Source organism: Vogesella oryzagri, assembly GCF_040148885.1.
GTDB lineage: Bacteria > Pseudomonadota > Gammaproteobacteria > Burkholderiales > Chromobacteriaceae > Vogesella > Vogesella oryzagri.
Window position 1 is genome coordinate 457,071 of record NZ_JBEFLD010000001.1, and the last position, 24,648, is coordinate 481,718.

Here is a 24,648-nt window from a genome sequence, read left to right on the forward strand (position 1 = left end):
GCAGCGCCAGAGGAATAGCACTATGCAGCGTTCGATGCTGAAATCCAAACTCCATCGTGTCACCACCACGCACGCCGAACTGCATTACATCGGCTCCTGCGCTATCGACGAAAACCTGCTGGAAGCCGCCGATATCAAGGAATATGAAGAAGTGCAGATCTGGAACGTGACCAATGGCGAGCGTTTTGCCACGTACGCCATCCGTGCCGAACGCGGCTCCGGGGTGATCTCGGTGAACGGTTCGGCCGCGCGCCGTGCCGCGCCTGGCGACCTGCTGATCATCGCCTCATTCGCCGCCTACGAAGACAGCGAACTGGCGAACCATTCGCCCAAGCTGGTGTTCGTGGACGAGAAAAATGTGATTACCGAGTTGGCCGGTGTCACCCCGGTACAGCCGGCCTGAGCCTGCTCTACGCCACAGAAAAGCCCGACATTGTCGGGCTTTTTCGTTTGCAGCCAGGGCTTTATCGCTGCTGGTGCCGCACTTTGAAGCTGGTAATCGTGCCGTCGGCAGCTATAGTTTTTTAACCAGCTGCTGTTACCGGGAAGACGCCAATGCAAGGAAGATGCCTGTGCGGTGCCGTGCGCTATCGTCTGCGCGGCGAACCCTACCACGTCACGCATTGCCACTGCCTGTCCTGCCGGCTGGCAAGTGGAGCGCCGTTTGTTACCTGGTTTACCATCCGGGCGCTGGAGTTGGAATGGCGTGGGGAAGTCAGGCATTACCAGTCATCCATGGGGGTGCAGCGCGGTTTCTGCCCGCGCTGCGGCACCACGCTGAGCTACCGCCACGAGTCCGCACCGGACGAGATCGATCTGACTGCGGCCACGCTGGAAAATCCGTCCCTGCTGACACCGGAAGATCACACCTGGGTGGACAACATGCTGGATTGGGTGCGCATGCTGCCGCTGTTGCCGCGGCACCGGCGCCACCGCCAGCTGAACCGTAGCGCCTAGCGCGTGTTATAGCAGCGGCTTGGCCGCCACCAGTACGCCATCTTCATCAGCGTACAGCCACTGGCCCGGCACGAAATCCACGCCGCCGAAATTGATGCTCAGATCACGGCTCCCTTCGTTGCGCTTCACAGACTTCTTCGGGTTGGTGGCCAGTGCGCGCACCCCCAGTGGCAGCGCATTGATGGCCACCGAATCGCGGATACAACCGTGGATCACCACGCCTTCCCACTGGTTTTTCACTGCCAGCTCGGCGATCTGGTCGCCCAGCAGCGCGCAGCGCAGCGAGCCACCGCCATCCACCACCAAGACCTTGCCTTTGCCCGGCTCGCCCAACACTTCGCGCACCAGCGTGTTGTCCTCGAATAGCTTCAGCGTGACGATCTGGCCGTAAAAGCGCGGCCGGGCGCCATAGCTTTGCAGCAGCGGCGCCAGCACGGCGACGCAGTCTTCGTTGGCATCGTACAGATCGGTGGTCAGGAAGGTCATGCTTGCTCCTTTGTATTGCTCTCTATGGTATTGCGGGACGAAAAAAAACCGCCCCAGCGGGCGGCGTGTATCAGTTGATGCGCAAGGGTACGAACAGCGTACTGTCCTGGCGCCGCACCAGCAGCGCGATATTACCGTTGGCCGCAGACAGCGCACGCTCGAAAGAGCGGATATTGGTGATCTCGGTCTGGTTCAGGCCGATGATCACGTCTCCATTGGTGAGCCCGGCCTGGGCGGCGGCGCCCTGGGCTTTCTGGATCACCAGTCCGCCGCGAATGCCCAGCGTTTCCTTGTCGTCCGCGGTCAGTTCGGCCAGCGTCAGACCCAGCTTGCCGAACTGGTAGCTCTGCGGCTGCGACGGGGCGGCGGGCTCGCTGGCTTGCGCGGCCTGCTCGGCGGCCAGCTCTGCCAGCGTGGCTTCCACATTCTGTTCGTTGCCCTTGCGCCATACCCCCAGCTTGATGCGGGTGCCCGGCGGCTGATCGCCGACCATGCGCGGCAGGTCACGCGAGTTTTCCACCGTCTGGCCATTCAGGCGCAGGATGATGTCGCCGATCTGGATGCCGGAGCGGCTGGCCGGGCCATTCGGCTCCACGCGTACCACCAGCGCGCCGCGCGGGCGGTCCAGTCCGAACGATTGTGCCAGCTCTTGGGTTACTTCCTGGATGTGCACGCCCAGCTGGCCACGGCTGACCTTGCCGCTGCTCTTCAGCTGCTCGGCCACTTTCATTGCCAGATCGATAGGAATGGCGAAGGAAATGCCCATGAAGCCACCGGAACGGCTGTAGATCTGCGAATTGATGCCGACTACTTCGCCGCGCAGGTTGAACAGCGGGCCACCGGAGTTGCCGGGGTTGATCGCCACGTCGGTCTGGATGAACGGCACGTAGCTTTCATCCGGCAGGCTGCGGCCCTTGGCGGACACGATGCCGGCGGTAACGGTGTTTTCAAAGCCGAACGGAGCGCCAATGGCGGCGACCCATTCGCCTACTTTCAGGGCTTCCGGCGCGCCGATTTTCACGATCGGCAGGTTGGCCGCATCGATCTTCAGCACCGCCACGTCGGTGCGTTTGTCCAGACCCACCAGCTTGGCGCGCAGTTCGCGCTTGTCGGTGAGCATGACCTTGATCAGGTTGCCGCCGGCCACCACGTGGGCGTTGGTCAGGATATAGCCGTCAGCGGACAGGATGAAGCCGGAGCCGAACGACACGCTCTCGGAAGGCTGCGGTTCCTGCTGCTGGTTGGGGTTGGGCATGTAGCGGCGGAAGAACTCGTAAAACGGGTCGTCTTCCGGAATCGGGAACGGCAGATCGCTGCTGGGGGTGGACTGGCGCGTCGATTCGGCACGGACCGCCTGGATGTTGACCACGGCCGGGCCTTCGCGCTCCACCAGCTGGGTAAAGTCCGGCAACAGCATGGCCACGCTGCCGTCCGCCTTGGCCGGCACCGCAACCGGTGCGCCCTTGTCATCCTTGAACAGGGCTTCGATCTTGCCGCAGCCCCCCAGGGCCAGCAGCAGCGCGCTGGCGATGGCCACGCGTGTATAGCTATTCACCTGAAACATCCTTTTTTACAGAAGTAGACCCCGCCATGCCGAGCGGCGACTATCGCGGGCGACGCACGTACCCGGTACGTGGCGACAAAGTCGCAAAAATCAACAGGCAGGGGTCCATCATAGCGGTTTTGCCGGATATTCGCAGAGGTCGACTATCACGCAGCGCTGGCATTCCGGCTTGCGCGCTTTGCACACATAACGTCCGTGCAGGATAAGCCAATGGTGGGCATCGAGTTTGTATTCTGTGGGTACGAAACGTAACAGTTTGTCCTCCACTTCGCGCACGTCCTTGCCCGGGGCGATGCGGGTGCGGTTGGCGACCCGGAAAATATGGGTGTCTACTGCAATGGTAGGCTGTCCGAAGGCAGTATTCAGCACGACATTAGCTGTTTTGCGGCCAACCCCGGGCAAGGCCTCCAGCGCCTCGCGCGTTTGCGGCACTTCACCGCCGTGCTGTTCCAGCAGGATGCGGCAGGTGGCCACGGTGTTCTTGGCCTTGGTGCGGTACAGGCCGATGGTCTTGATGAAGTCGGCTACGCCTTCTTCACCCAGTGTCAGCATCTTGTCTGGGGTGGGGGCCACCTGGAACAGCACGCGGGTGGCCTTGTTGACGCCGACGTCGGTGGCCTGCGCCGACAGCAGCACGGCGATCAGCAGCTGGAACGGCGTGTCGTACTCCAGTTCGGTGGTGGGATGCGGATTCTGCGCCTTCAGGCGCTCGAAGATTTGCAGGCGTTTGGCGGCGTTCATGGCTGGCGGGCTGGCAGGGTAACAGGGTTGGCCGCAGCGGCGGCGATACGGCGCTGGCGCGCATCCAGCATATTCTTGCCGGCAATCAGCAGGCCCAGTCCCAGAAAGGCGCCCGGCGGCAGCAGCGCCAGCAGGAACTGGTAATTGGCCGGTGCCAGCTGCAGCACCATGGCGTGACCGGCCTCGCCGAACAGCTTGTCGGCACCAGCCAGCAGCGTGCCCTTGCCGAGCAGCTCGCGCAGGCCGCCCAGCACCACCAGCACGCCGGTCAGCCCCAGGCCCATCATCAGGCCATCCAGCGCCGCGTCCGCCACGCCATTGCGGGCGGCAAATGCTTCGGCACGCGCCATCACGATGCAGTTGGTGGTGATCAGCGGAATGAAAATACCCAGTACCAGGTACAGCTCGTGCAGCCAGGCGTTCATCGCCAGATCCACGCAGCTCACCAGCGCGGCGATGATCATGATGAAAATCGGGTTGCGAATCTCGTGCGGTACCAGCTTGCGCACGCTGGCCACGGCCGTGCCGGACAGTGCGGTAACTAGCGTGGTGGCCAGCCCCAGGGCCAGGGCGTTGACCACGTTATTGCTGATTGCCAGCACCGGGCACAGCCCCAGCAGCTGTACCAGCCCCGGGTTCTGCCGCCACAGGCCATTGCGGCTGATGTCTTGCCAGTTGCTCATGGTGTTCCTTGCAGCAGGGCACTGCGATGGTCGCGGAAGTAATCGGCCACGCGGCCAACTGTGGCGGCCACGGCGCGGGCGGAGATGGTGGCGCCGCTGACGTAGTCGAGGTCGCCGCCATCCTTGCGCACCTGCCAGCTGCGCTGGGTGTCGCTGTCGCGGCCGACAAACTGCCGTGCCCAGCTACTGACCGACAGGTCGATGTAATCGCCCAGTCCCGGCGTTTCCTTATGGTTGACCACGCGCACACCCTGCAGTTTGCCATCGGCGGCAATGCCGACCAGCAGTTCGATGCGGCCGCCGTAGCCATTGGGTGCCGCGGCCTCGAACACCACGCCGCTGGGCTGGCCGGCCTTGCTGGCACGGTAAACGTTGGCCGCAGCATGGCCGTTCAGCAGCCAGGCCGCCGCCTCGGGTAGCGGCTGGCGGCTGGCGGTCAGGTCGTTATCGAACAATCCGGCGGGCAGCGCCTGCGCCAGCAGTGCGGCGCGAGCCGCATTCTGATTGGCTTCCACCCGAGCGCGGGTTGCCAGCCAGGTGCCGGCCAGCAGCAGGGTGATGATGGCGGCGAAGCAGGCCAGAATCAGCGCGCTGCGGCGCGCCTGGTGCGAGGCGCTACGCACGGCGCGCTCCCTTGCGGCCGAACACTTTCGGCTGGGTGTACTGGTCGATGAACGGCACGGCGATGTTCATGATCAACACCGCAAACGCCACCGCATCCGGAAAGCCGCCGAACACGCGGATCAGCACCGTCAGCACACCGACCAGTCCGCCGAAGATCAGCCGTCCGCGCGGGGTAGTGGAGCCGGATACCGGGTCGGTGACGATAAACACCGCTGCCAGCAGCGTGGCGCCGTTGAGCAGATGAAACAGCGGGCTGGCGAACTGCGCCGGTGCGGCCAACCATAACGCGCCGGCCATGCCGATCACGCCGGCCAGCATCGCCAGCGGCGTCTGCCACGGGATCAGCTTCTGCTGCCACAGCCACAGGCCGCCGATGAGCCAACCCAGCGCAATCCACTCGCCACCGGCATTGCCGAACTGGCCGAAGCGGGTACCGGTCAGCAGCTGGGGCACGTCCTGCCCGCCCTGCAGCAGCCCGGTTTTCAGCAGGTCCAGCGGTGTGGCGCTGGACACCGCATCCAGTGCGGCGCCGGCCGGCAGGCTATGGCTGAAAATCCACTGCAGCTGGGCCATGGCATCCAGTGGCAGCAGCGGGCTACCCCAGGCCGCCATCTGCGCCGGGAAGGAAATGATGGCCACCGCAAAGCCGACCATTGCCGGGTTGAACGGGTTGTTGCCGAGCCCGCCGTACAGCTGCTTGGCCACCACGATGGCGAACAGCGTGGCTACCACGATCAACCACCAAGCGCCCAGCGGCGGCATTGCCAGCGCCAGCAGCCAGGCGGTGACGACTGCCGACAGGTCTTTCAGGAACGGCGCCAGCGGCACGCCACGCAGGCGCAGCATGGCGGCCTCGGCGGCTACCGCGGTGACGGTGGCGAGGCCGAGCTGCAGCAGCACGCCAATGCCGTTGCAGTACACGGACAGGGCAATGCCCGGCAGCAGGGCGGTCAACACCTTGAGCATCACCGTAGACACGGTGGCCGGTTTGGCAATGTGGGTGGCGTGTCGGGTCATGTCGGGTCTTGTTGATCTTGCTGTGCCGCCGCCTTGCGTGCAGCGGAGCGTTCCATGGCCGCCTTGATCGCTGCCTGCTTGGCGTCATCCATGCCGCTGGCGAGGGGTGGGCTGGCCGCAACGCTGTTGGCGGCAGTTTCGTTATTCGCTTGCTGCGCCGCTGCCTTGTGTGCTGCGGCGCGTTCCATGGCCGCCTTGACCGCCGCCTGTTTAACGTCGTCCATGCCGCTGGCGAGGGGAGGGCTGGCCGAAACGCTGTTGGCGGCAGTTTCGCTATTCGCTTGCTGTGCCGCGGCCTTGCGCGCGGCGGCGCGCTCCATAGCCGCCTTGATCGCCGCCTGCTTGGCGTCATCCATACCGCTGGCGGGGGGCGGGTTGGCCGCAACGCTGCTGTCGGCAGCCGCGCCGGCAACTGGCTGAGCCGCGGCCTTGCGTGCGGCGGAACGTTCCAGTGCCGCCTCGACCGCCGCCTGCTTGGCGTCATCCATGCCGCTGGCGGGGGGCGGATTGGCCGCAACGCGGCTGTCGGCTGCAGCGCCGGCCGCGGGCTGTGCCGCGGCCTTGCGTGCGGCGGCGCGTTCCATGGCCGCCTTGATCGCCGCCTGTTTGGCGTCGTCCAGCGCCTGGATGTGGCTTTCGGACAGTGGCTTGGCTTCCTGTTGCGCGGCGGCGCGGGCCATGGCGGCGGCGATGATGGCTTTTTTCGGGTCGTCGTCACTGGCGACCAGGGTGGCGCTGGCCGGTGGCTGGCTGGCAGCCAACTTGGCGGCTTGTTCGGCGGCGCGGGCGGCCAGGCGCTCGGCTTTTTCCGACTTCTCCCGCTCGATGCGGAACTGACGGAATTCGTGCCGGCGCCGTGCCAGATCGGCCGCTTTCTTGTCGCGCTCGGCGGCCCAGATTTCGCTCTTGGCAAAACGGTAGTAGTCCACCAGCGGTATCTGGCTGGGGCAGACGTAGCTGCAGGCGCCGCATTCGATGCAGTCGAACAGCTGCCATTCCTGTGCCTTGCCGAAATTCTTGGCCTTGGCAAACCAGAATAGGTCCATCGGCTGCAGCTCCATTGGGCAGGCGCTGGCGCAGTCGCCGCAGCGGATGCAGGGCATGGCGGCGGGGCGCGGCGGGAATTCGGCCGCGTTTTTGACGATCAGGCAGTTGCCGGCCTTGCTCAGGCCGGCGGCCAGGTCCGGTACGGTAAAGCCCATCAGCGGGCCGCCCATGATGACTTCCGTGGCCGGGGCTGGCAGGCCGGCTTGCGCCAGTAGCCAGTCCAGCGGGCTGCCGAGCAATGCTTCTACGTTGGCCGCATGCGTCACGGCGCCGGTGAGGGTGACGATGCGGCTGAGCAGCGGCTCGCCGTGCAGCACGGCGCGGGCGATGGCGTACAGCGTGGCCACGTTCAGGCACTGCACGCCTAGCTCGGTGGCGCGCACGCCGTGCGGCACTTCCTTGCCGGTGAGGATGCGGATCAGCTGCTTGGCACCGCCGCTGGGGTACTTGGTGGGGATGGCGACCACGCGGAACGTGCTGCCGTGGCAGGCGGTCTGCATCGCGGCGATGGCCAACGGCTTGTTGTCCTCGATGCCAATCAGCACCTCGCCGGCCTGCAGTGCATGCGCGGCAATGCCGATGCCGGCGACGATGTCGACAGCGCGCTCCTGCATCAGACGGTCGTCGCAGGTAATGTAAGGCTCACACTCGGCACCGTTCACCACCAGTGTTTGCAGCCTGCCTGCGGCCAACTTCAGGTGGGAGGGGAATACGGCGCCACCCAGCCCGACCACGCCCATCTGCTGCAGGAAGTCGCGCAGCTCGCTGCCGGCTGCCTCGCGCCAGTGCGGCAGGTTTTGCCGCGGCTGCCAGTGCTCCCGCCCATCCGGTTGCAGGGTGATGGTGGTGGCCGGCAGGCCGGAAGGGTGGGCAAAGGCGTGTTCGCCAATGGCTAGCACGGTGCCGGAAGTGGGGGCGTGTACGGCGACAGACAGCCGGCCGTCCGGCGTGGCAATCAGCTGGCCCTTGAGCACCTGTTGCCCCGGCTGCACACAGGGCAGGGCGGCATTGCCCACGCTCTGTGCCAGTGCGATATGCAGCAGCGGGGGCAGCGGCAGCTGACGAATCGGCGTGCCGTTCGACTGTTGTTTGTTCTCGGGGGGGTGGATGCCACCGTGGAAATCGTACAGCCGGCTCATGCGCGCGGCTCCGCCGGGGTTTTGACCGACTTGATCGGAATGGTGGGGTAGCGCCATTTCCAGTTGGTGAGATCGGTGCCGACCGGAATCATGCGGATGCAGTCCACCGGACAGGGGGCGAGGCACAGCTCACAGCCGGTGCACTCGCTGGCGAGGATGGTGTGCATCATCTTGGCCGAGCCGAGGATGGCATCCACCGGACAGGCCTGGATGCACAGCGTACAGCCGATACAGGTGGCCTCGTCGATCAGCGCCACCGCCCTGGGCTTGGGTTGCGGAGCATCGGCGGCGAAGGGTTTGAATTCCACGCCCAGCAGCTCGGCCAGCTTCTTGATACCGTCCTCGCCGCCCGGTGGGCATTTGTTGATGTCCTCGCTGCCGTCGGCAATGGCCTCGGCATAGGGGCGGCAACCCGGGTGGCCGCATTGGCCGCACTGGGTTTGCGGCAGGATGGCGTCGATCTTGGCGACCAGCGGATCGCCCTGCACGCGGAAGCGTACCGAGGCAAAGCCCAGCACCGCCCCCAGCAGCAGCGCCAGGGCAATCATGACCAACAGGGCAAGCAGCAGGCTTGTCATTTCACCAGCCCTCCAAAGCCCATGAAGGCCAGGCTCATCAGTCCTGCGGTGACCAGTGCGATCGGCGTGCCTTTGAACGCCGCCGGCACGTCGGCGCCTTCCAGCCGTTCACGCATGGCACTGAACAGGATCAGAATCAGCGAAAACCCCAGTGCGCTGCCAAAGCCGAAGACCAGCGATTCGGCGAAAGTGTGGCCTTCCTGTGCGTTCAGCAGCGGAATGCCTAGCACCGCGCAGTTGGTGGTGATCAGCGGCAGGTAGATGCCGAGTACCTGGTACAGCACCGGGCTGGTCTTGTGGATCACCAGCTCGGTGAATTGCACGATGCCGGCGATCACCACGATGAAGGACAGCGTGCGCAGGTATTCCAGCCCGGCGGCGGTGAGCAGCAGGTTGATCAGATGGCTGCTGCCGGCGCCCAGGGTGAGCACGAAGGTGGTGGCGGCGCCCATGCCGATGGAGGCTTCCAGTTTCTTGGACACGCCCATAAACGGGCACAGGCCCAGGATGCGTACCAGCACCACGTTGTTGACCAGTACGGTGCTGAGCAGAATCAGCAGGTAATGCGAGAAATCCATTGATGCCATTGCCAGCGGAGAATGCGCGAATTATCCGTGTTCGCCGGCATGGCTTCAACCTTCATGCCGGCATGGCAAGGTTGGCCGCAGTGTTAATAACCGGGATTTATATCGTGAGCGGGGTATCGGCCCCAAAAAAACCGCCACACGGTGATTGCAGCACGCGTGTGGCGAAGGAGGGTACTGTTACTACTACTTCAGCAGGGTACTACTCGGTTGCCGTGGCGGTGGACGATACAGCGGGGGGGCGTCCACCGCCGCGGGGCTTAAATGGCAGCCTGTTGCAGCTGCTCCAGGATGTGCGGGTTTTCCAGCGTGGACACGTCCTGGGTGATTTCCTCGCCCTTGGCAATGGAACGCAGCAGACGACGCATGATCTTGCCGGAGCGGGTCTTGGGCAGGTTGTCGCCAAAGCGGATGTCGTCCGGTTGGGCGATCTTGCCGATTTCGTGCGCCACCCAGTTTTTCAGCTCGGCGGCGATCTTCTTGGCTTCGTCGCCTTGCGGGCGGGCGCCCTTCAGTACCACGAAGGCCACCACGGCTTCGCCTTTCACATCGTGCGGCTTGCCGACCACGGCGGCTTCCGCCACCAGCGGGTTGGCCACCAGTGCCGATTCGATTTCCATGGTGCCCAGACGGTGGCCGGATACGTTCAGCACATCGTCGATACGACCCATGATCCAGAAGTAGCCGTTCTCGTCACGGTTGGCGGAGTCGCCGGCCAGGTAGTACTGGCCGTTGAATTCGTCCGGGAAGTAGGTTTTCTTGAAGCGCTCCGGGTCGTTCCAGATGGTGCGCACCAGCGACGGGAACGGCTTCTTGATCACCAGGAAGCCACCGCGGCCCGGTTCGACCTGGGCGCCGGATTCATCGACGATGTCGGCCATGATGCCCGGCAGCGGCAGGGTGCAGGAGCCCGGCTTGGTCGGCACGGAGCCCGGCATCGGCGCAATCATGGCGGAGCCGGTTTCGGTCTGCCACCAGGTATCCACGATCGGGCAACGGCCGCCGCCCACCACTTCGTAGTACCACATCCAGGCTTCCGGGTTGATCGGTTCGCCCACGGTGCCCAGCAGGCGCAGGCTGGACAGGTCGAATTGCTTGGGCAGGTCGTTGCCCAGCTTGATCAGCGATCGGATCGCGGTCGGTGCGGTGTAGAAGATGGAAACCTTGTGTTTCTCGATCATGCGCCAGAAGCGGCCGGCATCCGGGTAGGTCGGCACACCCTCGAACACGATCTGGGTGGCGCCAATGCCCAGCGGGCCGTAGCAGATATAGGAGTGACCGGTGATCCAGCCCACGTCGGCGGTGCACCAGTACACGTCATTCGGTTTGTAGTCGAAGGCCCAGCGGAAGCTGTTGATGGCGCCCAGCAGGTAGCCGGCGCTGCTGTGCTGGATGCCCTTGGGCTTGCCGGTGGAGCCGGAGGTGTACAGGATGAACAGCGGGTCGTCCGCCAGCATCCATTCCGGTTCGCAGGTTTCGGCCTGGTCTTCGACCAGCTTGTGCCACCATACATCGCGGCCTTCGGTCCACTGCGCGCCGCCATTGGTGCGCTGGTAAACCACCACGTTCTGTACCGATTCGCAACCTTCCAGCGCCAGCGCTTCGTCCACGGTGGCCTTCAGTGGGACGGTCTTGCCGCCGCGCAGGCCTTCGTTGGCGGTAATCACCAGCTTGGCGCCGGCATCCTGGATGCGATCGCGCACGGCGCCGGCGGAGAAGCCGCCGAACACCACGGAGTGGATGGCGCCGATACGGGCGCAAGCCTGCATGGCGACGATGGCTTCGATCACCATCGGCATGTAGATCACCACGCGGTCGCCCTTGCCGATGCCCAGGCTCTTCAGGCCGTTGGCAAACTGGCAGACGCGGCGATGCAGTTCGGCGTAGGTGACGCGGGTGACTTCGCCATCGTCTGCTTCAAAAATCAGTGCAATCTTGTTGCCGTTCTCGGCCAAGTGACGGTCCAGGCAGTTGTAGGACACGTTCAGCATGCCGTCGTCGAACCACTTGAAGAACGGTGCGTTGCTGTCGTCCAGCACGCGGCTGAACGGTTTTTTCCAGGTAATCAGTTCACGAGCCAGGTCACCCCAGAAGGAGAGGTAGTGATCGTCAGCCTGCTCGCACAGCGCGTTGTAGGCATCCATGCCGGCGATGGTGGCCTTGCGACGGAAGTCTTCGCTGGGCGGGAAGCTGCGGGTTTCCTTGAGGATCGATTCGAGGGTAGACATATTTGGCTCCTTTTTGCTTTCTTGGTTGGCCGCACCGTTTACGGTGCGGCCATACTGCGTGTTGCTTACTTAGTGTTTGGACGCGCCGGAGGCACCAATGCCGGTCATGGAGCGAACAAACTGTGCATCAAACTTCTCTTTTTCTTCAGCCGCGGCCTTGGAGGTATCCAGTACCGAGAACAGCCAGGTGAAGAAGAAGGCCAGGGTCATGGAGAACAGCGCCGGGTTCTTGTACGGGAAGATGGCGGCTTCGTGCTTCATCACGTCTACCCATACGGTCGGGCCAACCACGATCAGGCCAACAGCGGAGATCAGGCCGATAAAACCACCGATCACGGCACCACGGGTGGTGAGACCTTTCCAGAACATGGACAGGAACAGCACCGGGAAGTTGGCCGACGCGGCGATGGAGAACGCCAGACCTACCATGAAGGCGATGTTCTGCTTCTCGAACACCAGACCCAGCACGATGGCCAGCACGCCCAGGCACAGGGTGGTGATCTTGGAGACGCGCATTTCGCTCTTCTCGTCTGCCTTGCCCTTCTTGATGACCGAGGCGTACAGGTCGTGCGATACCGCGGAAGCCCCGGACAGTGCCAGACCGGCAACCACAGCCAGGATGGTGGCGAAGGCAACTGCAGAGATGAAGCCGTAGAACACGTTGCCGCCAACTACGTGCGCCAGGTGAATGGCCGCCATGTTGTTGCCGCCTACCAGCTGGGTTACTTCTTTACCGTTCTTGGTGATGGTTTCCATCAGGCCCGGCTGGTTCAGTACCAGCATGATGGCGCCGAAGCCGATCACAAAGGTCAGGATGTAGAAGTAGCCGATGAAGCCGGTAGCGAAGAACACCGATTTGCGGGCTTCCTTGGCGTTGGACACGGTAAAGAAGCGCATCAGGATGTGCGGCAGGCCGGCAGTACCGAACATCAGCGCGATACCCAGCGAGATGGAGTCGATCGGATCAGCCTTGCCCGGGGACATGATGGCGATGCCTTTGGCGTGGATTTCAGTGGCTTTCTGGAACATCACTTCCGGGCTGAAGCCAACCGAGGCCAGCACCATGAAGGCCATGAAGGAGGCGCCGGACAGCAGGATGACAGCCTTGATGATCTGTACCCAGGTAGTAGCCAGCATGCCGCCGAACATCACGTACATCACCATCAGCACACCGACCAGTACCACGGCCACACTGTAGTCCAGACCGAACAGCAGCTGGATCAGCTTGCCGGCACCGACCATCTGCGCGATCAGGTACAGCGCTACCACCACCAGAGTGCCGGTGGCAGCAAAAGTGCGCACTGGGCCCTGTTGCAGGCGGTAGGAGGCCACGTCGGCAAAGGTGAATTTACCCAGGTTGCGCAGGCGTTCGGCCACCAGGAACAGGATGATTGGCCAGCCAACCAGGAAGCCCATGGAGTAGATCAGGCCGTCATAGCCCTTCTCGAACACCATGGCGGAAATACCCAGGAACGAGGCTGCGGACATGTAGTCGCCGGCGATCGCCAGGCCGTTCTGGAAACCGGTAATGCCGCCGCCGCCGGTGTAGAAGTCGGAGGCAGACTGGGTGCGGCGAGCCGCCCAGTAGGTAATGAACAGCGTGGCGCCGACAAATACCAGGAACATGATGATGGCGGTCCAGTTGGTCGCCTGCTTGGTCACGTCGCCGTCAATGGCACCCGCAGCCATGGCAACGGCCGGAAGGGTGGCCAGCGCGGCAAACGCTGCATGTTTCAGCCATTTGTTCATTGTTTTGCCTCCTCAACGATCTGCTGCGTGAGTTCGTCGAACTCGGTGTTGGCCTTGCGCACGTAGATGCCGGTCAGCACGAAGGCGGACAGGATGATGGCGACGCCGACTGGGATGCCAACCGTGGTGATGCCGCCGGACAGCGACGCACCCAGCGTGGCTGGGGAGAAGGCAAGTACCAGGATGAAGCCGTAGTAGATTGCCAGCATGATGATGCTGAGCAGCCATCCGAAGCTGGTTTTCTTGTGTACCAGTTGTGCGAACTTTGGATTGGCTTGCACCCGTTTCAGGATGTCCTCGTTCATTGTTTCCTCCTTTGTCATCGCGAAAGATCGAACGACCGTGATCGCGTGCTGGGAAATTAAGGCGCGTCAGGAGTAGGGGCTAATCGTTTTTTTTGATGTGCTGGATAAGGTTTTGTCTGATTAGCAAAAAAACACTGTTATATCAATGAATTGCAATCGAGCATTTGCTTTATTTATGCCAGGCATAAGTGATTTTTATCCAGAAGTCGTGCGGTTTTCCTTGTCGCGGCACGAGCGCTTGTACAGAATGGGGGCCAATAATTGGCAGGCCGCCGCATACAGGTTGGCCGCATCGGGAGGGTGGTAGCAGGATGGAAATCTATCAGCTGAGAACCTTTGTCACCGTGGCCCAGCAAGGGCACCTGACTCAGGCCGCTGAAGTACTGCATTTGTCGCAACCTGCTGTGACCGCCCAGATCAAGGCGGTGGAAGAAGAAGTGGGCATGCCGTTGTTCGAGCGCACTGCCGGCGGTGTGGTGCTGACCCGAGCGGGGCAGGAGTTGCTGCCGCAGGCGCAGGAGATACTCGCCGCGGCCAAGCAACTGTTGAATCAGGCGCGTAGCCTGAAGGGGCAGCTTACCGGCAAGGCCCAGTTGGGTATCACCCTGATGCCCGATCTGCTGCGCATCGGCCCCTGGGTCGCGCGGCTGACCGAGCGCTACCCCTTGCTGGAAGTCTGTCTGCACCAGGGCGTTACCGGCGATGTGCTCAACGCGGTACGCAAGAAGGAGCTGGATGGCGGCTTCTACCTCGGCAAAAACCCGTATGTGAACGTGCATACCGTGCTCTTGGACAATATGCGGCTGCGCGTCGCCTTGCCGCCGGGCTGGCTGGCCCGGGTGCAGCCGGACAATTCCCGGGAGCTGGGGCGCTTGCCGTGGGTGGGGGTGTCACAGTTCTCCAGCCTGTCCAAGATCGTCAGCGAATTGTGGCGTGAGCTGAACATCTCGCCGAAGAAGGTTTCCGAAAGCGATTACTTCCTGACCTCGATGGAGCTGGTTAAGGCCGGGGTCGGCGTGGCGCTGCTGCGCGAAGAGGATGCCTTGGCCGCCGCCGCCGCCGGCGAGCTGGAACTGTGGCCCGATCTGGTCAAGACTGCCGAGCTGCAGTTTGTATTCGCGGCCGACAAAGCGACGGATCCGGTGCTGCAGGCCCTGGTCGGTGAGCTGGGGCCGGTGTGGCATATTCCGGTGCCGGAGTTGCAATAGCCGGATCATTTCTGTTGTGACAATGCGCAAACCGCGGAGGGTCTATGGCCAATGTGCTGCAGCAGTACCTGGATGTTTTTCAGGCCGCGCATCAGCGCTGGCTGGAGACCAATGGTGATTACTGGCAGCAGCTGTGGAGCAAGCCACCCATGGCCAGCCGCCAGCAGCTATCGCTGCAACTGGAAAGCTCATTGGCCTCAGGGGCCTCGCTATGGCGGGCTTCTGCCGACATGCACCACGACCTGCAGGTGTTGGGTGAGCGCTGGCTGGGGCAGCAGCAAAAGCACTGGCAGCAGTATGTTGCTGCCTTGCCGCAGCAAGTAACGCCCTGCCTGATGCCACTGGAAGCCAGCTTGTCTGGCTGTCTGATTGCCAGCCGCGCTTCGCGGCAAATTCATCATTTTGCTTCTACTCGCCTGTCCACTGCGCCGCTGCATGCGATACGCGGTGCCCAGCGCGTCTATCATCATCAGGGTAAATAACCCTGCAGCCACCGCCGTGTTTATCCGGCTGGCGAGCCTCTAGAATGGCGGGCAGTGCTTGTGGCCGGGCTTGACGCTATTGCGAGCGTGCCCGAGCTGCTCTGCCGGACAAGTCGTCTGGCACCGTCTTTGACTCGGCTATGGTGGGCTGTTCTCTAGCCGCGTCTGGACGCCAGGCTGCCGATGGTGGCTCCGCCCAGAATCAGCGCGCCAGCCAACCAGCTGATGGTGGTCATCTTGCCGAGCCCGCTAAGTGCCAGCAGCAAGGTGGATAACAAGGGTGTGAGGTATGACAGGGTGCCTACCTGGCGCGGGTCTGCCCGTTTCATGGCTTTGTCCCACAGGAAAAATGCCAGTCCCAGTGGACCCAGACCAATCACGCCCAATGCCAGCCATTCTCGCGCCGTAGGCAGTGCCGCCGGCTCGAACAGCCAATGGCAAATACCCGCCAGTACGGCCGAGAGCAGACAGAAGCAACTGACTGCACTGTTGGGGAAGCTGGGGAGCTTGCGTAGCAGCAGGCTGTAGCATGACCAGGTCAACGCCGCGGCAATGGCGAACAGATAACCGCTAGGCAGCGTGGCTGGTAATTGCAACTTGCCTTGCGTGACGATGAGCACGGCACCGCCAAAGCCGGCAATGGAGGCCACGATATGCAGCCAGTGCAAACGACCGAGGCGAAACAGCGGGCTGAGCAGCACCAGTAGCAGGGGCCATAGGTAATTCAACAGATTGGCTTCCAGAGCCGGTGCGGTGCGGAAGGCGGTAAATAGCAGGCAGTGATAGCCAAAGATGCCGATAACGCCAATGGCCAGCACTTTGGCCGGCACTCGCCATTGCCGGTAATGGCGGATCGAGAGCAGACTGCCAATGCCCAAGGCAATGGCGGTGACTAGAAATGGGGGTAGGCGCTGAGTAAACACACCAAGACTGGCAATTGTGGACCACAGCAGAATGGCCATGAATGCCGCGAATAACGGATGTTGCTTCATTGTAAATCTGTAATCGCTGCGAGGGCGCACACTATCCCCGCAGAACAGTGGCCGGTCAAGTTTCCGGGTGGAGTATCATGTCAGGCCGCATTGGCGGCAAAGTAAGAGGTCGAATCATGCAGCAGCAATTAATTGCCGACTGGTTGCAACAAAACCAGGCCACCGTAAATGAAGCCGGTGAATTGAGTCTGCCGGCGTATGCCGAGCAGTTGGCCGCAGTGGCGGCAGGTACGGCCTGCAGCTGGTTAAGCAAGTTTTCCGTCCTGCGTATTTCGGGTGAGGATGCTGCTACATTCCTGCAGGGGCAGTTTTCCTGCGATGTGGCGGCCGTGGCTGAAAATGGCGTGAGCTGGGGGAGTTACTCCACTGCCAAAGGGCGCATGCAAGCCAGTTTCTTGCTGTTTGGTAGCCAAGGTGTATTCCATCTGCTGTTGCGTCGCGATATTGCCGAAACATTTCGCAAGCGTTTGTCGATGTTTGTGCTGCGCGCCAAGGTAAAAATCGAAAACGTCGATGATTCAATGCTGGCATTAGGGGTAATGCAGGCAACCGCCAGCCATGGTGCGTTGCCACTGCGTGACGTCGTTGCCGGGGAAAGCCTGGTGGCGGCGCTTACGCCAAATGTCCGAATCGTACTGACGGCTGCGCCGGCCGCCTTGCTGGCGCAATGGCAGGCATTGCACCGGGCGGTGGGCAGTCAGGCGTGGGATTTGGTGTTTGTGCAGGCGGGATTGCCGTGGGTGAGCCAGGCGACCTATGAGGAATTTGTGCCGCAAATGGCTAACCTAGATTTACTGGGGGGGATCAGCTTTAAAAAAGGCTGTTATCCGGGGCAGGAAATTGTGGCCCGCACCCAGTATCTGGGCAAAGTGAAACGTCGGCTCTATCGCGCCCGTATCACCGGGGCGACGGTAAATGAAGGCGATGCCTTGATTGCCGCCAGTAGTGGGGAACAAACCATTGGCCGTATTGTCATGGTGGTGCCCTTTACTGACGGCAGTAGCGAATGTTTGCTAGTGATGCAGTCCGGCGCTTGGGATGATCAGCCTAAACTGGCATCGGATACGCGTGGGACATTGGCACAATTGCCATTGCCTTATTCTTTTCCGGATGCGGATTGAATATGCGGTTAGTGCGATTGTAAATGCACTTGACGCATTTCAGATTAAGAGCTAATTTGCGATAATCTAAAAACTCAAACGCCAAGGGGAATCAAATGGATCTGTCGACGCTGGATTTTTCCGCTCTGCTGCAATTGCGTACCGACGTAGATGCTGAAATTCGCCGCCGTGAAAGCGAAGAAAAAGCAAAAGCCGCCAAGCAGGTAATGGAGCTGATTCGCACCCATGGTCTGGATCTGCAGGAACTGGCTACCAAGTCGGTAAAAGCGGTTGCAACCGCGACCCGAAAACCGGTGGATGCCAAATACCGTCATCCGGACGATGCCTCTCTGTCCTGGACCGGTCGCGGCCGCAAACCGCTGTGGGTAGTTACCTGGCTGGATGCTGGCCGTTCGCTGGATGAACTGCTGATTAAGTAAGCAGCCCAGCGCTTGCCGCTAATAGAAACGCCATGCTTTTGCATGGCGTTTTGTTTTTGGCAACGACCATAAGGCGGCTGCACTATACTGGCGGTTATCAATTAGTCGGCAGACTCTTCACCGGTTTGATATTCGAGACAATGACAAATGGCTAAGCTCGATTTTTTATCTTTTGGCAGCAAGAAAAAAGCCCCGCCGCTTGATGACGCAGAAGCCGCCGCCGCCTGGTATGGTGAGATCGTGCAAGAGCACGGCGCCGGCGCACACCAGAAGGTGGTGGAGCTGCTGGGGCAATACAATCTGCACGGAGAGAGCCTGGCGCCGCAAACGTTGGCCGCATTGCTGGCGCTGGACGGGCTAGCGGCCCAGCAGCACCAGCAATTGGGGGCGCAGTACCTGCTGAACGGCCGTTTGCCCAAAGTGCTGGAAGAGCAATTGCGCAGCCGCATCACTGCCTATGACCGTCAGATCGTTGCGGCCTACCAGCGCTTCCTGGCGCTGGGGGAGGAAGACATCCGCCTGTTGGGCGATAGCCTGCTGCTGGCGATTGCCCGCACCATGCATTACCTAGCAGAGCAGGCGCTATGGCAGTACTACCGCCACGCGCAGCCGGATACAGTGTTCTGGGAAACGCTGAACCGGCTGTTTGCCCGTGCCGAGCAGTTGGGACTGGATGCGCGCCCGGTAGAGCTGTTCAAGCAGGGGCAGGTGACGACGGTCCATGATCTTTACCTGTCGTTGCTGCTGGTGGCGGCACTGTCCAGCGGCAATTTGTCGGCTAGACAGGTCTCGCTGTCCCATCAATTGGCGCTGCTGGTCTCCAATCGTGCCACCTTGCGCCGCAGTGTCAGCAGCTACCCCAGTTTTGTGGTTGATCTGGACAAGGGCGTACCGCCCAGCCGGGTGCGGCAGGTGGATATGCAGGGCAATCTGCGCTACTGGAATACGGTCGATATCATCGAACAGATCGACCGCTGGCATGTGGTGTGCGAATCCGGCGTGCTGCCGCTGGAGCTCAAGGGCCTGATGATGACCACCAGCGAAACGTCGCTGCTGCGTTATCTGGCGCGGGAGTGGGCCGAGCGGCCATTTCATTACCAGCGCGCCGAGCGGGTGCGCAGTGGTTGCCAGCGCGTGGAAGTGGCGCACCGGCTGGGGGTCATCCATCGTCTGGTGCGCGATGCCGATGAGGCGGCCAAGCAGATCGCCTATGCCCAGGATGGCGGCGAAGAAGAGCAGTTCCGGGTGTATGGCTTTGTCAGCAGCCGCCGCCGCGAAAAGAATATCTACAGCCAGGTGCAGGCACCGTCGGTGTTTCCGTTCTGGGAGCTGGATAACAAGAGTGCCTCCGGCATCGGCGTCAACTTGCCGTCACACGGTAACGAGTGGGTGGCGCTGGGTGGCTTGATGGCATTCCGCGAAGTGGAAGATCCGGGCTGGACGCTGGGCCTGATCCGGCGTCTGCAGCGCCCCGAGGTCGAGCGGGTCTACCTGGGGATACAGGTGCTGTCCAATCGCCCGGTGGCAGCCTCGCTGCACCGTAGCGACGGTGTGCCACCCGACAGCGTGCTACCGGCCGAGCTGATCTGGAACAAGGGCGAGATTGCCCTGTTTGTGCCGTTCCTGCGCGACGACAAGAAGCTGAATACCCTGCTGCTGTCGGTCAGCTCTTACACTGCCGGGCGCGAGCTGGAAATGCGTGCCAAGGGCAAGACCTTTCAGGTGCGTCTGGGACGGGTGCTGGAAAAAGGAGTGGACTGGTGCCAGGTGGAGATCGATCTGATCAAGGCGAACTAGGCTGTTCATGCAATAAAAACGCCGGCAGGCCAAAGTGGCTTGCCGGCGTTTTTATTGGGCGCAATGCAATCAGCGTAGTTCTTGCAGCACGCCATAAATGGCGCTGACGGTGGCTTCGCCCAGGCGCAGGCTGCGCTGGCCGTTCCAGCCGTAGTCGTCGTCCGGCAGATTGTCGTTGTCCTTGAACGGCATCTCCAGGGTGTAGGCCAGGCACTTGAACTGCTCGCCGACCCAGGCGGTGGCCATGCTCATGTTGGCCGTACCCGGCGCATCCTTGTCGTAGCCGTATTCGTCCTGGAAGTCCGGCGAAGACAGGCGCAGCAGGTGCTTGAATTTGTCTTCCAGCCGCGCGATGCGCTCGTCGTAGCTGGGCACGCCCTCGGTGCCGGCCACGAAGATGTAGGGGATGGTCTCGTCGCCGTGGATGTCCAGGAACAGGTCGACGCCGGTTTCCTGCATCTTGTTGCGCACGTGGAACACCTCCGGGCTAGTTTCTGCGCTCGGGTTCAGCCATTCGCGGTTCAGGTTGGCGCCGGCGGCGTTGGTACGCAGATTGCCCAGTACCGAGCCGTCCGGGTTCATGTTCGGCACGATGTAGAAGGTGGCGCGGTCCAGCAGCGCGCGCGAGGTCGGGTCCAGCGTGTCCAGCAGGCGGGTGATCAGGCCCTCGACAAACCATTCGGCCATGGTTTCGCCCGGATGCTGGCGCGCGGTCACCCATACTTTCAGGTCCGATTCCACTTCGTGGCCGATGGTCAGCAGGTTAATGTCGCGACCCTGCACGGTAGAGCCCAGATCGGAGACCTGGCACAGGCCGGAGCTTTGCGCCATGCCGATCAGGTTCAGATGCTGCTCATGCGAATACGGCTCGAAGTAGGCGTAGTAGATACTGCCGGCCAACGGGGCATGCTCGATCACCAGCTCGTTGCCGTCGGTGTAGGTCGGCACGCGGAACCAGTTCACGCGGTCGTAGGAAGCCACCGCCTGATAGCCATCCCAGCTATTGGGGTAGGCGGTTTCGTTCAGGTTGAGGAAGCGCAGCTTGCAAGTCTCGTAGGCGGCACCCTGCAGCCGGAAATAAAACCATTGCGCAAAGTCCGAGGCATTGTCCTTGCGGATACGCAGCTGGATATCGTCAAAGCTGGTGGCGGAAACTACCTCAATGCTGCCGGCATCGAAATTGCTGCTGATTTTCATGTGGTGCATCCTTCCTGATCAAGGGCGGGATTGTAGACCGCTTGGCGGCTGCCGTCATGGTTGGCCGCAGGCGCGATCAAGTGTTTGAACAATTGCTTACTGGGCGTGTGCCTGTTCCAGGTTGTCGATTTCTTCCTGTAGCGCCAGCCAGTCCATTTCCACCTCTTCCAGCTGACTGCAGACCTCACCCTGGCGCTTGACGCTGTTGCTCAACTGCTGGCGATTGGCGTCATTGTAGGCATCTTCCGATGACAGAAACGCTTCCAGCGCGGCTTTTTCCTGCGACAAAGCGTCCAGCTGTTTTTCCAGTTTGGTCAGTTTGTTCAGCAGCGGCTTTTTGGCCGCGGCCAGTTTTTGCCGCGCCTCCGCTTCCTGTCGCTTTTGTTCCTTGCGGCCAACGTTCTGCGCATCGCCGCTACTCGGGCTGCCGCTCTGGCCCTGTTGCGCCAGCTGTGCCAGTCGCCACTGGCGATAGTCTTCCAGGTCGCCATCGAAGGCGGTGACGGTGCCGTCCGCCACCAGCCAGAAATCGTCGGTGGTGGCTTCCAGCAGTGCGCGATCGTGCGACACCACCACCAGCGCGCCGGCAAAGTCCTGCAGCGCCATGGTCAGCGCGTGGCGCATTTCCAGGTCCAGGTGGTTGGTCGGTTCATCCAGCAGCAGCAGGTTGGGCTTTTGCCACACGATCAGCGCCAGCGCCAGCCGCGACTTTTCGCCACCGGACATCGGTCCCACCGGGTCGGTGACGTTGTCGCTGCGGAAGTTGAAGCCGCCGAGGAAGTTGCGCAGTTCCTGCTCGCGGGTGTCCGGCGCCAGTTTCTGCATATGCCACAGCGGCGATTCGTCGGAGCGCAGGGTGTCCAGCTGATGCTGGGCGAAGTAGCCGATCTTCAGCATCTGCGCGCTGATCAGCTCGCCGGCCTGCGGTTTGAGCTCGGCGGCCAGCAGCTTCACCAGCGTGGATTTGCCGGCACCGTTCACGCCCAGCAGGCCGATGCGGCTGCCGGCCATCACCGACAGGCTGATGCGCTGCAGGATCGGCGTCGCGCAATAGCCGACGCTGATGCTGTCCAGCCGCAGCAGCGGGTTGGGCAGGTTGTCCGGGGTGTCGAAGTGGAAATCGAACGGCGAGGCGATATGCGCCGGCGCCACGCGCTCCAGCTTCTCCAGCGCCTTGACGCGGCTCTGGGCCTGGCGCGCCTTGCTGGCCTTGGCCTTGAAGCGGGTGATGAATGATTCCAGGTGCGCAATCTCGCGCTGCTGTTTCTCGTAGGCGCCTTGCTGTCGCGACAGCTTCTCGGCGCGCATCACTTCGAACTGGCTGTAGTTGCCGGTGTACAGCGTCAGCGTTTGCGAAGCGACTTCCACGATGTGGGTGGTCACGCTATCCAGAAAATCGCGGTCATGCGAGATCACCAGCAGCGTGCCCGGATAGGCTTTCAGCCAGTCTTCCAGCCACAGCACCGTTTCCAGGTCCAGGTGGTTGGTGGGTTCGTCCAGCAGCAGTAGGTCGGAGCGGCACATCAGCGCCTGCGCCAGGTTCAGGCGCATGCGCCAGCCACCGGAAAACTCCGCCACCGGGCGTTGCTGTCCTTCCTGGCTGAAACCCAGTCCGGTGAGCAGCCGCGCGCCGCGCGAGGGCGCGGCGTAGCCGTCGATGCGCGCCAGTTCTTCGTGCAGATGGCCGATGGCATGGCCGTCGCCACTGTGTTCGGCAGCGGCCAGTTGTTGCTCCAGGTTGCGCAGTTCGGCATCGCCGTCCAGCACGTAGTCCAGCGCGCTGCGCTGCAGCGCCGGAGTCTCCTGCGCCACGTGCGCCATGGTCCACTGCGCCGGCACGATGGCGTCGCCGTTCTCGGCGTGCAGTTCGCCGCGCAGCAGTGCGAACAGGCTGGACTTGCCGGCGCCGTTAGCGCCAACCATGCCGACCTTGTTGCCGGGGTTGATGGTGAGGTTGGCCGCAACAAGCAATTCTTTCAGGCCGCGGCGCAGGGTGAGGTTCTTTAGCTGGATCATGTTTTCTTGGGGCTACGGCAGCGCCCGGGTGTCCCGGCGCAACGCAATCGGCGGATGCGGCCAACCATGTTGCGGTGTCGGGGGCGGGCGCGGTGTTTTCCGTGGCTGCCGTGGGGTTCCGTGGCAAAAATTCAGGGTTATACCGCCGGCAGGCTGGACAGATCCCAGCGTGGCTTCACGGTGAAGCTGCCGGCCGGCTGGGCCTGCGACAGGCGCATGGCGCCGGCAAAGGCAATCATGGCGCCGTTGTCGGTGCACAGTTTCAGGGGCGGGTAATACACCGCGAACTTGCGGCGCTTGGCGGCGGCATCCAGTGCCGCGCGCAGCTGTTTGTTGGCGCCGACGCCGCCGGCCACCACCAGCTGGCTCATGCCGGTCTGCTTCAGCGCCTGCTGGCATTTGCTCACCAGCACCTCCACGATGGCTTCCTGGAACGCGCGGCAGATGTCCTTGCGCGCCTGCTCGTCGATGCCGCCATGCTCGGCTTGCACCTGCTTGCTCAGCGTCAGTACCGCGGTCTTGAGGCCGGAAAAACTCATGTCCAGATCGCCGGAGCGCAGCATCGGCCGCGGCAGGGTGAAGCGCGCCGGGTCGCCTTCCTCGGCCAGTTTCGACAGCAGCGGGCCGCCGGGGTAGGGCAGTCCCAGCAGCTTGGCGGTCTTGTCGAAGGCTTCGCCGGCGGCATCGTCCAGCGTTTCGCCGAGGATTTCGTACTGGCCGACGCCGCGCACCGCCATGATCTGGGTGTGGCCGCCGGAAACCAGCAGCGCCAGGAACGGAAACGTTGGCCGTGGCTCCGCCAGCAGTGGCGACAGCAGGTGGCCTTCCAGGTGGTGCACCGGAATCACCGGCTTGCCCAGGCCGAAGGCCAGCGCATTGGCAAAGCTGGCGCCCACCAGCAGCGCGCCGCCAAGGCCCGGGCCCTGAGTAAAGGCCACCGCGTCGATATCCTGCAGGCTGACGCCGGCATCGGCCAGGCAGGCGTCGGTCAGCGGGCGGATGCGGCGGATGTGGTCGCGGCTGGCCAGCTCCGGCACCACGCCGCCGTACTCGGCGTGCATCGCCATCTGGCTGTGCAGCTGGTCGGCGATCAGGCCGCGTTCGGTGTCGTACAGGGCGACGCCGGTTTCGTCACAGGACGATTCAATACCAAGTACAAGCATTATCGGGCTTCAAAACAAATCAATCTTTTCATTTTACCGGTGATTCTTTGTCCGCCCAAATCGGCAATGTTAGGCTAGGCGCCTGTTTTGAGCGGAGAACAACAATGAAGGCCAGATTGAAGTGGGTGGACGGGGTGTGTTTCATGGGGGAAACCGGTAGCGGCCATGCGGTGGTGATGGATGGCGCGCCGGAAGGCGGCGGTCGCAATCTGGGCCCGCGCCCGATGGAATTGCTGTTGCTGGGTACCGCCGGCTGTACCAGCTACGACGTGATCAACATCCTGAAAAAATCGCGCCAGGACGTGCGTGACTGCTGGGTGGAAATGGATGCCGAGCGTGCCGAGGTCGACCCCAAGGTGTTTACCCGCATTCACTTCCACTTTGTGGTGGTTGGCCGCAACCTGAAGCCCGAGGTGGTGGAGCGCGCCATCTCGCTGTCGGCGGACAAATACTGCTCTGCCTCCATCATGCTGGGCAAAACCGCCGACATTACCCACGATTTCGAAATTCGCAGCGACGATTGATGCGGCCAACCTTGCGGCGATTGCCGC

General features: G+C 62.3%; 24 protein-coding genes. 8 read left to right on the plus strand and 16 right to left on the minus strand.

Annotated features, from left to right (window positions below):
* Positions 1–22 precede the first annotated feature (22 nt).
* Complete coding sequence (gene panD, locus ABNW52_RS02270) at positions 23–403, plus strand: aspartate 1-decarboxylase (protein ID WP_349583420.1); 381 nt, start codon at positions 23–25, stop codon at positions 401–403.
* 152 nt (positions 404–555) lie between these two features.
* On the plus strand, positions 556–957 hold the full coding sequence (locus ABNW52_RS02275; protein ID WP_349583423.1) for a GFA family protein: 402 nt from the start codon (positions 556–558) through the stop codon (positions 955–957).
* A 6-nt stretch (positions 958–963) separates the two neighbouring features.
* On the opposite strand, the gene rraA is transcribed toward ABNW52_RS02275, so the two are convergent.
* The 12 genes from rraA to ABNW52_RS02335 all read right to left on the minus strand — a co-directional run bounded on the left by rraA (position 964) and on the right by ABNW52_RS02335 (position 13,702).
* Positions 964–1,443 carry a ribonuclease E activity regulator RraA gene (gene rraA / locus ABNW52_RS02280; RefSeq protein ID WP_349583426.1) on the minus strand — a complete coding sequence of 160 codons (480 nt, stop codon included), beginning with the start codon at positions 1,441–1,443 and terminating at the stop codon, positions 964–966.
* A gap of 70 nt (positions 1,444–1,513) precedes the next feature.
* The gene (locus ABNW52_RS02285; protein WP_349583429.1) at positions 1,514–3,007 is read right to left on the minus strand and encodes a DegQ family serine endoprotease; all 1,494 of its coding nucleotides are present in this window, start codon (positions 3,005–3,007) and stop codon (positions 1,514–1,516) included.
* Positions 3,008–3,115: 108 nt separating this feature from the next.
* Positions 3,116–3,748, minus strand: a complete 633-nt coding sequence (gene nth, locus ABNW52_RS02290; RefSeq protein WP_349583432.1) for an endonuclease III — start codon at positions 3,746–3,748, stop codon at positions 3,116–3,118.
* Positions 3,745–4,431, minus strand: coding sequence for an electron transport complex subunit E (locus tag ABNW52_RS02295; RefSeq protein WP_349583435.1), 687 nt, complete (start codon positions 4,429–4,431; stop codon positions 3,745–3,747). The genes nth and ABNW52_RS02295 overlap by 4 nt, the downstream gene beginning before the upstream one ends.
* On the minus strand, positions 4,428–5,054 hold the full coding sequence (gene rsxG / locus ABNW52_RS02300; RefSeq protein ID WP_349583437.1) for an electron transport complex subunit RsxG: 627 nt from the start codon (positions 5,052–5,054) through the stop codon (positions 4,428–4,430). Before rsxG ends, ABNW52_RS02295 begins: the two co-directional genes overlap by 4 nt.
* The gene (locus ABNW52_RS02305) at positions 5,047–6,072 is read right to left on the minus strand and encodes an RnfABCDGE type electron transport complex subunit D (protein WP_349583440.1); all 1,026 of its coding nucleotides are present in this window, start codon (positions 6,070–6,072) and stop codon (positions 5,047–5,049) included. Before ABNW52_RS02305 ends, rsxG begins: the two co-directional genes overlap by 8 nt.
* Positions 6,069–8,258, minus strand: a complete 2,190-nt coding sequence (gene rsxC, locus ABNW52_RS02310; RefSeq protein WP_349583443.1) for an electron transport complex subunit RsxC — start codon at positions 8,256–8,258, stop codon at positions 6,069–6,071. The genes ABNW52_RS02305 and rsxC overlap by 4 nt, the downstream gene beginning before the upstream one ends.
* The gene (rsxB, locus tag ABNW52_RS02315) at positions 8,255–8,836 is read right to left on the minus strand and encodes an electron transport complex subunit RsxB (RefSeq protein WP_349583446.1); all 582 of its coding nucleotides are present in this window, start codon (positions 8,834–8,836) and stop codon (positions 8,255–8,257) included. The genes rsxC and rsxB overlap by 4 nt, the downstream gene beginning before the upstream one ends.
* Positions 8,833–9,414 carry an electron transport complex subunit RsxA gene (rsxA, locus tag ABNW52_RS02320; RefSeq protein WP_349583448.1) on the minus strand — a complete coding sequence of 194 codons (582 nt, stop codon included), beginning with the start codon at positions 9,412–9,414 and terminating at the stop codon, positions 8,833–8,835. The genes rsxB and rsxA overlap by 4 nt, the downstream gene beginning before the upstream one ends.
* A gap of 266 nt (positions 9,415–9,680) precedes the next feature.
* Positions 9,681–11,648, minus strand: a complete 1,968-nt coding sequence (acs, locus tag ABNW52_RS02325) for an acetate--CoA ligase (protein ID WP_349583451.1) — start codon at positions 11,646–11,648, stop codon at positions 9,681–9,683.
* Positions 11,649–11,717: 69 nt separating this feature from the next.
* On the minus strand, positions 11,718–13,397 hold the full coding sequence (locus tag ABNW52_RS02330) for a cation acetate symporter (protein ID WP_349583454.1): 1,680 nt from the start codon (positions 13,395–13,397) through the stop codon (positions 11,718–11,720).
* Complete coding sequence (locus ABNW52_RS02335; RefSeq protein ID WP_349583457.1) at positions 13,394–13,702, minus strand: DUF485 domain-containing protein; 309 nt, start codon at positions 13,700–13,702, stop codon at positions 13,394–13,396. Before ABNW52_RS02335 ends, ABNW52_RS02330 begins: the two co-directional genes overlap by 4 nt.
* A gap of 311 nt (positions 13,703–14,013) precedes the next feature.
* Here ABNW52_RS02335 and ABNW52_RS02340 point away from each other — a divergent pair, with 311 nt between their 5' ends.
* Both ABNW52_RS02340 and ABNW52_RS02345 read left to right on the plus strand, forming a co-directional pair.
* A complete protein-coding gene (locus tag ABNW52_RS02340; protein WP_349583460.1) occupies positions 14,014–14,910 on the plus strand; it encodes a LysR family transcriptional regulator in 897 nt (298 codons plus the stop codon).
* A gap of 44 nt (positions 14,911–14,954) precedes the next feature.
* Complete coding sequence (locus ABNW52_RS02345; RefSeq protein WP_349583463.1) at positions 14,955–15,392, plus strand: hypothetical protein; 438 nt, start codon at positions 14,955–14,957, stop codon at positions 15,390–15,392.
* A 155-nt stretch (positions 15,393–15,547) separates the two neighbouring features.
* Here ABNW52_RS02345 and ABNW52_RS02350 read toward each other — a convergent pair whose 3' ends face one another.
* Positions 15,548–16,384 carry a DMT family transporter gene (locus tag ABNW52_RS02350; protein ID WP_349583466.1) on the minus strand — a complete coding sequence of 279 codons (837 nt, stop codon included), beginning with the start codon at positions 16,382–16,384 and terminating at the stop codon, positions 15,548–15,550.
* A 116-nt stretch (positions 16,385–16,500) separates the two neighbouring features.
* On the opposite strand from ABNW52_RS02350, the gene ygfZ reads away from it, so the two are divergent.
* The 3 genes from ygfZ (at position 16,501) to ABNW52_RS02365 (ending at position 19,721) form a co-directional block, all read left to right on the plus strand.
* On the plus strand, positions 16,501–17,505 hold the full coding sequence (ygfZ, locus tag ABNW52_RS02355; protein WP_349583468.1) for a CAF17-like 4Fe-4S cluster assembly/insertion protein YgfZ: 1,005 nt from the start codon (positions 16,501–16,503) through the stop codon (positions 17,503–17,505).
* A gap of 95 nt (positions 17,506–17,600) precedes the next feature.
* Complete coding sequence (locus ABNW52_RS02360) at positions 17,601–17,924, plus strand: H-NS histone family protein (protein WP_349583471.1); 324 nt, start codon at positions 17,601–17,603, stop codon at positions 17,922–17,924.
* A gap of 147 nt (positions 17,925–18,071) precedes the next feature.
* The gene (locus ABNW52_RS02365; RefSeq protein WP_349583474.1) at positions 18,072–19,721 is read left to right on the plus strand and encodes a hypothetical protein; all 1,650 of its coding nucleotides are present in this window, start codon (positions 18,072–18,074) and stop codon (positions 19,719–19,721) included.
* Positions 19,722–19,790: 69 nt separating this feature from the next.
* On the opposite strand, the gene ABNW52_RS02370 is transcribed toward ABNW52_RS02365, so the two are convergent.
* From ABNW52_RS02370 to tsaD, 3 genes are all read right to left on the minus strand, one after another.
* On the minus strand, positions 19,791–20,918 hold the full coding sequence (locus ABNW52_RS02370; RefSeq protein ID WP_349583477.1) for a M14 family metallopeptidase: 1,128 nt from the start codon (positions 20,916–20,918) through the stop codon (positions 19,791–19,793).
* Positions 20,919–21,014: 96 nt separating this feature from the next.
* Positions 21,015–22,934, minus strand: a complete 1,920-nt coding sequence (locus ABNW52_RS02375) for an ATP-binding cassette domain-containing protein (protein ID WP_349583480.1) — start codon at positions 22,932–22,934, stop codon at positions 21,015–21,017.
* 137 nt (positions 22,935–23,071) lie between these two features.
* Positions 23,072–24,097 (minus strand): tRNA (adenosine(37)-N6)-threonylcarbamoyltransferase complex transferase subunit TsaD, encoded by a 1,026-nt coding sequence (gene tsaD / locus ABNW52_RS02380; RefSeq protein WP_349583483.1) that lies wholly within the window; start codon positions 24,095–24,097, stop codon positions 23,072–23,074.
* A gap of 104 nt (positions 24,098–24,201) precedes the next feature.
* Between tsaD and ABNW52_RS02385 the strand changes: the two genes are divergently transcribed.
* Positions 24,202–24,621 carry an OsmC family protein gene (locus ABNW52_RS02385; RefSeq protein ID WP_349583486.1) on the plus strand — a complete coding sequence of 140 codons (420 nt, stop codon included), beginning with the start codon at positions 24,202–24,204 and terminating at the stop codon, positions 24,619–24,621.
* The last annotated feature ends 27 nt before the right edge of the window (positions 24,622–24,648 follow it).